General features: G+C 45.0%; 2 protein-coding genes and 1 tRNA gene. 1 reads left to right on the plus strand and 2 read right to left on the minus strand.

The features are described 5' to 3' along the window. Positions 1-377 precede the first annotated feature (377 nt). Positions 378-1,862 carry a ketol-acid reductoisomerase gene (gene ilvC / locus VJL_RS17130; RefSeq protein ID WP_038879763.1) on the minus strand — a complete coding sequence of 495 codons (1,485 nt, stop codon included), beginning with the start codon at positions 1,860-1,862 and terminating at the stop codon, positions 378-380. A gap of 142 nt (positions 1,863-2,004) precedes the next feature. On the opposite strand from ilvC, the gene ilvY reads away from it, so the two are divergent. Continuing rightward, positions 2,005-2,895 carry an HTH-type transcriptional activator IlvY gene (gene ilvY, locus VJL_RS17135; RefSeq protein ID WP_038873954.1) on the plus strand — a complete coding sequence of 297 codons (891 nt, stop codon included), beginning with the start codon at positions 2,005-2,007 and terminating at the stop codon, positions 2,893-2,895. Positions 2,896-3,351: 456 nt separating this feature from the next. On the opposite strand, the gene VJL_RS17140 is transcribed toward ilvY, so the two are convergent. Beyond that, positions 3,352-3,428, minus strand: a tRNA-Asp gene (locus VJL_RS17140). Positions 3,429-3,432 lie beyond the last annotated feature (4 nt).

Here is a 3,432-nt window from a genome sequence, read left to right on the forward strand (position 1 = left end):
GAAGCGAGAAGCGAGAAGCGAGAAGCGAGAAGCGAGAAGCGAGAAAATTCTTAAGGGTTGGCGTATGTACGTCAACCCTTTTTGTTTTCGGGATTCGGGATTCGGGATTCGGGATTCGGGATTCGGGATTCGCTTCAATTTTGCCTTCTTAAGGGAAAATCCAGTCAACATATACCTCTACTTCTTTCAATTCTATCCCAACGAACACGTCCGATTTTAACAGCGAAGCACTCCCACGGTTCGAAGGAAACAGTCCGTCTTCATAAAAACAAAAAGGCTTGGTCAACGGCGACCAAGCCTTTTAATTAGATGTTGTGTTGTATGTTGTATTTATTGACCCCAGTCTATCCGGAGTTCTTTACTGACTTAGATAGAAATCAGCCGCCTACTGCGATGTTCTTCATATCCGTCATGTAACCACGTAGCTCTTCACCGATGTACTCTACTGGGTGGTTACGAATCGCTTCGTTTACTGCGATTAGCGTAGCGTTATCGACTTGGTTAGACGACTCGCCTAGACCTTTACCGATTACGTCTGTGCTTACTGATGGCATGAACTTCTCACGTAGTAGCGGTGTTGCTACGTTAGCAAATAGGTAGTTACCGTACTCTGCTGTATCTGAAATTACCACGTTCATTTCGTATAGGCGCTTACGTGCAACTGTGTTTGCGATTAGAGGTAGCTCGTGCAGTGACTCGTAGTATGCAGACTCATCGATGATGCCTGATGCTGTCATTGCTTCGAATGCTAGCTCAACACCAGCACGAACCATAGCTACCAGTAGAATGCCGTTGTCGAAGTACTCTTGTTCAGAGATTTCGATGTCGCCTGCAGGGTAGTTTTCGAAAGCGGTTTCACCCGTCTCTTCACGCCAGCCTAGTAGGTTTGCATCGTCGTTTGCCCAGTCAGCCATCATAGTACTGGAGAATTCACCCGTAATGATGTCGTCCATATGCTTGTTGTATAGTGGACGCATTAGCTCTTTTAGCTCTTCAGAAAGCTCAAATGCTTTTACTTTTGCTGGGTTTGATAGACGGTCCATCATATGAGTGATACCACCAAACTTAAGAGCTTCAGTGATTGTTTCCCAACCGTATTGTAGAAGTTTACCTGCGTAGCTTGGGTCGATACCGTCAGCAATCATCTTCTCGTAAGACACGATAGAACCGGCTTGTAGCATGCCACATAGGATAGTTTGCTCACCCATTAGGTCAGATTTAACTTCCGCTACGAATGAAGACTCTAGACAACCTGCGCGGTGGCCACCTGTACCAGCAGCCCATGCTTTCGCAATGTCCCAGCCTTCGCCTTTAGGGTCATTTTCTGGGTGAACAGCGATTAGTGTAGGGACACCGAAGCCACGCTTGTACTCTTCACGTACTTCTGTACCTGGACACTTAGGCGCAACCATTACAACCGTTAGGTCTTTACGGATTTGCATGCCTTCTTCAACTACGTTGAAACCGTGTGAGTAGCCTAGTGCTGCGCCTTCTTTCATGAGAGGCATTACCGTTTCAACAACGTTAGTGTGCTGCTTGTCTGGCGTTAGGTTGATTACTAGGTCAGCTTGTGGAATTAGCTTTTCGTAACTGTCTACTTCAAAGCCGTTATCTTTTGCGTTTTTGAACGATTGACGTTGCTCGTCGATCGCAGCTTGGCGTAGAGCGTAAGCAACGTCTAAACCAGAATCACGCATATTTAGACCTTGGTTAAGGCCTTGAGCACCACAACCTACGATGACCACTTTCTTACCTTTTAGGTAATCTGCTTCTGATGCGAATTCTTCGCGGTCCATAAAGCGACAACGACCAAGTTGGTCCAATTGCTCACGTAAGTTTAGGGTATTGAAATAGTTAGCCATCTGGGTGCTCCTTAACATTCTTCCATAGAGGTCGGTATTTGTGTTACCGAATGAGTTCATACTAAAACAGACATTCTGTTGCTGAAAGTGATATATTCACAATTACTTATTGCAATAAATGCAACATGGACGTAAAGATTTAATGAACATCAAAAGCCTACAACTATTCATTCATCTATGTGATAGTAAAAGCTTCGCTAAGACAGCGGCAGCAATGCATATCAGCCCTTCCGCACTGAGTCGGCAGATCCAAAAATTAGAAGAAGAAACGCATCAACAGCTGTTCTTGCGTGATAATCGAAGTGTCGAATTGACGGTTCAAGGAAAGAAGTTATTGCCTGTTGCACTAAAGATCTTGGGGGAATGGCAGCAATACCAAAGCTACGTCAAAGGAACGGAAGATGAGCTAAAGGGGGAGATACGTTTATTTTGCTCGGTAACTGCAAGTTACAGTCACCTCCCGGAGCTTATTTCCGATTTCCGCATACAACACCCATTTATTGAATTCAAACTCTCTACTGGCGATCCAGCCCAAGCTATCGATAAGATAATGGCGGATGAGGCTGATATCGCGATCTCGGCAAAGCCAGACCAACTACCCGCTAAAGTGGCTTTTGAACCAATCAGCGAGATACCTCTATCGGTTATTGCTCCGGTTGGAATTAGCAGCTTCGCAGAAGAACTACAAAAAGAAACCCCGGATTGGTCAACGATCCCTTTTATTCTCCCAGAAGCAGGCACAGCAAGAGAAAGAGCGAATGTTTGGTTTAAGCAAATGAAGATCAAACCAAACATCTACGCACAAGTAGCAGGGCATGAGGCTATTGTCAGTATGGTGGCTTTAGGTTGTGGCGTAGGTATCGCACCGGATGTGGTAATCAACAATAGCCCTGTCAGAGAGAAGATAAATCGACTGAAAGTTCTGCCTATCAAACCATTCGAACTCGGTGTTTGCTGTATTAAAAGCCAGCTAGAAAACCCGTTAGTTAAAGCCCTATGGGAAGTCGCAGAAAGTAAGTATATATCTCTTTAGAAATAACTATACAAATAGGAATCCGAAGCCCGTTACGCAAGCAACGGGCTTTTTATTTACAGTAAACCTCGAATGCAAAATATGTAACAGCACTTAGAGGTAGCTGACATCACGACTCACATAACAAAGGTATTGCTAGCAAAGTGATGAGAATAAGTAAGTACTTACCCTTAGTTACTTTTAAGATTTAGAAAATGGACACTGACAAGAGAGATAAGATCTTTACCTAACACAACGAGTTCTACAGCAAACACAGAGATCTGAGGATATCAGAAACGACAAAACCTATTCCGAAGGCTGGGTTTCCAAATAAGTAGCGGAAGCGTGGGGACGCCTAGTCCGAGCTTACGTTCAATTGGACTTACACACAAGCGAGACTCATGCACCGATAGGTGAATTGAGTTGTTAGATACGAAAAAGCCCCAGCATTTCTACTGGGGCTTTTGTCTGAATAAGTGGCGGAGCGGACGGGACTCGAACCCGCGACCCCCGGCGTGACAGGCCGGTATTCTAACCAACTGAACTACCGCTCCGCAC

It is taken from the genome of Vibrio jasicida CAIM 1864 = LMG 25398 (assembly GCF_000400365.1).
Taxonomy (GTDB): Bacteria; Pseudomonadota; Gammaproteobacteria; order Enterobacterales; family Vibrionaceae; genus Vibrio; species Vibrio jasicida.